A 4432-nucleotide genomic window follows, 5' to 3' on the forward strand; every position below is an offset into this window, starting at 1 on the left:
CTTGCGGTAGCTGGATCAATATCTGAACCAAATTTAGTAAACCCTAAAACTTCTCTATATTGAGCTAATTCTAATTTTAAATTACCAGCAATAGATTTCATCGCTGGATATTGTGCAGCAGACCCAACTCTACTAACAGATAATCCTGCATGTATTGCTGGACGAACTCCTTGATTAAATAATTCAGCATCTAAAAAAATTTGTCCATCTGTAATAGAAATTACATTAGTAGGAATATAAGCCGAAACATCACCTGCTTGAGTTTCAACAATAGGTAAAGCTGTTAATGAACCCCCTTTTTTAGCGCTTGATAATTTAGCAGCTCTTTCTGATAATCTTGAATGTAAATAAAATACATCTCCAGGAAATGCTTCTCGTCCTGGTGGTCTTCTTAATAAAAGAGACATTTGTCTATAAGCAATTGCATGTTTTGATAAATCATCATAAATTATTAAACATGAATCTCCATTATCTCTAAAAAATTCAGCAATAGTACAACCTGTATATGGTGCTAAATATTGTAAAGGTGCTGGATCTGAAGCAGTTGAACTAACAATAATAGTATTATTAATTTTATTTAAGCCTTTTAATTTAAAATAAAGTTGAGCTATAGCTGAACATTTTTGGCCAATACTAACATAAACACAAATAACATTCTTTTGATTTAAAATAGTATCAATAGCAATTGATGTTTTACCAGTTTGACGATCACCAATAATTAATTCCCTTTGTCCACGTCCAATTGGTACTAAACTATCAACAATAGTTAAGCCAGTAGATAATGGCTCAAAAACAGGTTGTCTATCAATAATACTGGTATTTTTGGAGTAATTGGTGCTTTTTTTAAATTTACATTTTTTAACTGAACATCTCCACCAACTTGGAATCCTAATGGATTAACAACTGTTCCTAATAATTCGTATCCAACACCAACAGACATTCTAGTCCCTGTTCGTGAAACTATATCATTTTCACTAACTTTACTTTCATCACAACATAAAACGATACCAACTCTTTCATTTGCTAAAGTTAAAGTTAATCCATAAACATTATTAGGATAAAAAAAAACGAGTTCTCCTGAACGAACATTTAATAAACCCTTTACTATAGCAATACTGAACCTACTGATTCAACATACCCAAAATCTAATAAAAATGATTTATTAAGAGTTTTTTTTTTATTTACATCGGTAGTATAATATGATTTAACCAAGTTAAATGATGAAAAATTTTTAATAGATGAATTTAAACCCGCAGATATTAACATAAAAACTAAACTGTTTTAATTTATAAAATCATATTCCATAATTAATGGACGATGCTCACTTTTTTTTAAATTAGGTTGTAATTCTAATAATTTAAATGTTTCTTCAAAATAAATTGCTAATAAAACTGTAAATACATATGCTTGTAAAAATGCTATTCCTATTTCTAAAAATACAATAATTAAAATAATTATACAAGGAATTAATCCTAAAATTAAATTAAAATCTAAAATTTTTAATGTAAATCCTGCAAGAATATGTAATAAAATATGACTTGACATAATATTTGCAAATAATCGAATAGCTAAACTAAAAACTTTAGCAACATGTGAAATAATTTCAATTATCATTAAAAATGGAATTAAATAGGTTGGTAAATTTTTTGGAATAAATAATTGGTAATAATAAACTCCTTGAATAAATAAACTATTAAAGTTAATCCAGCTAAAAATAAAAAAGATAAAGTAAAATTATGAATAATAAAAGCACTATTAGAAAACCCGTACGGAACTAAACCCAATAAATTATTACATAATATGAAAATAAAAATAAAATATAATAATGGATAGTAATTATAAAATCTAATTTCAAAAGGATAATGTGCTCCAAATGTTGGTTTTAAAACTGTTTGTGCTATAATATGACTTTGTTGCGTAAAATATTGCCATAATGACGATGGCAATATTTTTGAATTATATGAGGCTATTGCTGTTAACAATACAATTAAAAATAAACTTAGTTTATAATATTGTAAATTAACTAATGTAAAATAAAAATTAAAATTTTGTATATTTACAGCTAAAACTTCATATAAAAAAAAATCATAAATCATCTGAAATGAGGCTACAAACCAAAATTTATCATCATCGAACTCAATTGGTAAGCCTAAAAAAATATTTGTGATAAAAGTATATTTATCTTGTAAAAGTAAAAATTGTTCTAATGGACTATAAAACATTTAAAAAAATTTAACGATCTATTTCTCCAAAAACAATATCTTGAGTCCCTATAATTGTTACTAAATCAGCAATCATATGTTGGTTAGACATATGATCTAAACCCTGTAAATGAAAAAATCCAGGAGCCCTTATTCTACAACGATATGGTTTATTTGTATTATTAGTAACTAAATAAACACCAAATTCCCCTTTAGGAGCCTCAATAGCAAAATAAGTTTCACCATCAGGAATATTAAATCCTTCAGTAAAAAGCTTAAAATGATGAATCAAAGATTCCATAGAATATTTCATCATTTGTCGAGTAGGAAAAATAGTTTTATTATCAAGGTTATTATGTAATTTTTCAGTAGGAAAATTATTTAGACAAAATTCTATAATTTTAACACTTTGTTTTATTTCTTCTACTCTTATTAAAAAACGATCATAGCAATCCCCAACTGAACCCACTGGGATTTTAAAATTCAATTCTGAATAAATATTATTAAATGGATAATTTTTACGTAAATCCCAATTATACCCTGACACGTAGCATTACACCAGAAAACCCCAGTTTAAGGCCATAGAGCTGGTAACAATACCTATATCAATTAATCGTTGTTTCCAAATTCTATTAGAATGTAACACAATTTCTAGTTGTTCAATATTATATAAAATATCTTCCATAATTATCCAAATATCAGTTAAAATTTCATTAGTTAAATCATATGTAACGCCTCCAGGTCTAATATAATTTGCATGCATTCTAGCACCAGATACCCTTTCATATAATTCCATTAATTTTTCTCGTCGTTCAAATGCCCATAAAAAGGGAGTCATTGCACCTACATCTAAAGCATGAGTCGTTAAAGCTAATAAGTGATTTAATATTCGAGTTATTTCTAAAAAAATGGTTCTAATAAAATTAGCTTTATTAGAAATTTTAATTCCTAATAAATTTTCTATAGCAAGAGAATAGGTTAATTCTTGAGCCATCATAGACACATAATCTAATCTATCAAAATAAGGTAAACCTTGTAAATATGTTTTATATTCTAATAATTTTTCAGTTCCTCTATGTAATAAACGATGTGAGGATCTGCTCGAGTAATTATTTCCCCATCTAATTCTAAAATTAATCTTAAAACACCATGTGCTGCAGGGTGCTGAGGACCAAAATTTAATAAAAAATTACGTAATTCTTTAAATCTTTTTAATGAAGTCATATCAAATTTCTAAATTTGTTTTTATTAAATATTGATTCCATGGGCTTTCAAAATTAAAAAATCTATATTCTTGCATTAATTTTACTGGTTGATATTCAACACATTTTAATGCTTCATTATAACGTAATTCAATATACCCTGTTAAAGGGAAATCCTTTAACAAAGGATTGTGAGAAAACCCATAATCGGTTAAAATTCGTCTCAAATCAGGATGATTTGAGAAAATAACACAAATAAATCATAAATTTCTCGTTCTAACCAATTTGAACATAAAAATAAATTACATAATGATGGTATTCGTTGATTTTTATTAATTGTTAATTTTACAATTAAACGTGAATTATTTTTTATATTTGTAAAAATATAAATTATTGAAAACCTATTTTTATTATTATCTTGACTTTGTTTTAAAAGTGATAAATTATCAATACAGGTGATATCATTTAATTGATAATAATTAAATAAAATGCTGTTTTTTAACATAATCATTAATGTCCAAAAATATTTAATGTTTGTTATATTTATAATTACATCAGAAATTAATAAATTAAAATCATAAACTAATTCTACATTATAAATTATTTTATTAAAAAATGAACGTAGTAAAATCAAAATATTAAATAATCTAATTGATTTATTAAATTTTATAGATAATTGATTTTTCATTTTAAAAATTTAAAGCACCTTTTTCTAATTCATAGAAAAATCTATGATTAATATTAATAAAAATACTATTATAACCCAAAAACCATAAAATCCTATTAAATAAAATGATACACACCATGGAAATAAAAAAATTATTTCGAGATCAAAAACAACAAATAAAATACCAATTAAATAAAATTTAATATTAAATAAATGTCTTGAATCCTCAAAAGGCTGAAAACCACATTCATACGAAGATAATTTTTCAAAATTTTGAGGTTTTTTAACTGTAATTAAAATATAACTTAATGTTATAATTATAAATGATATTAAAACAACCAAACTTAATCTACCATAATAAT

At 25.0% G+C, this 4432-nt stretch carries 4 protein-coding genes and 3 pseudogenes; all 7 read right to left on the reverse strand.

Going from position 1 to position 4432, the window contains the following annotated elements; genetic code table 11:
• A pseudogene (locus tag IPL79_20425) lies at positions 1–1129 on the reverse strand (F0F1 ATP synthase subunit alpha).
• Positions 1130–1281: 152 nt separating this feature from the next.
• Positions 1282–1725: a F0F1 ATP synthase subunit A gene (locus IPL79_20430; protein ID MBK9073341.1), complete on the reverse strand. Its 444-nt coding sequence runs from the start codon at positions 1723–1725 to the stop codon at positions 1282–1284.
• Positions 1626–2222: a hypothetical protein gene (locus IPL79_20435; protein MBK9073342.1), complete on the reverse strand. Its 597-nt coding sequence runs from the start codon at positions 2220–2222 to the stop codon at positions 1626–1628. Before IPL79_20435 ends, IPL79_20430 begins: the two co-directional genes overlap by 100 nt.
• Positions 2223–2232: 10 nt before the next feature.
• Positions 2233–3425 (reverse strand): annotated as a pseudogene (locus IPL79_20440) (NADH-quinone oxidoreductase subunit D).
• 1 nt (position 3426) lies between these two features.
• On the reverse strand, positions 3427–3630 hold the full coding sequence (locus tag IPL79_20445; protein ID MBK9073343.1) for a hypothetical protein: 204 nt from the start codon (positions 3628–3630) through the stop codon (positions 3427–3429).
• Positions 3627–4091 (reverse strand): NADH-quinone oxidoreductase subunit C, encoded by a 465-nt coding sequence (locus IPL79_20450; protein ID MBK9073344.1) that lies wholly within the window; start codon positions 4089–4091, stop codon positions 3627–3629. Before IPL79_20450 ends, IPL79_20445 begins: the two co-directional genes overlap by 4 nt.
• A 1-nt stretch (position 4092) precedes the next feature.
• Positions 4093–4412, reverse strand: a pseudogene (ndhC, locus tag IPL79_20455) (NADH-quinone oxidoreductase subunit A).
• Positions 4413–4432 lie beyond the last annotated feature (20 nt).

Source organism: Myxococcales bacterium (assembly GCA_016716835.1).
GTDB lineage: Bacteria > Myxococcota_A > Polyangia > Haliangiales > Haliangiaceae > JADJUW01.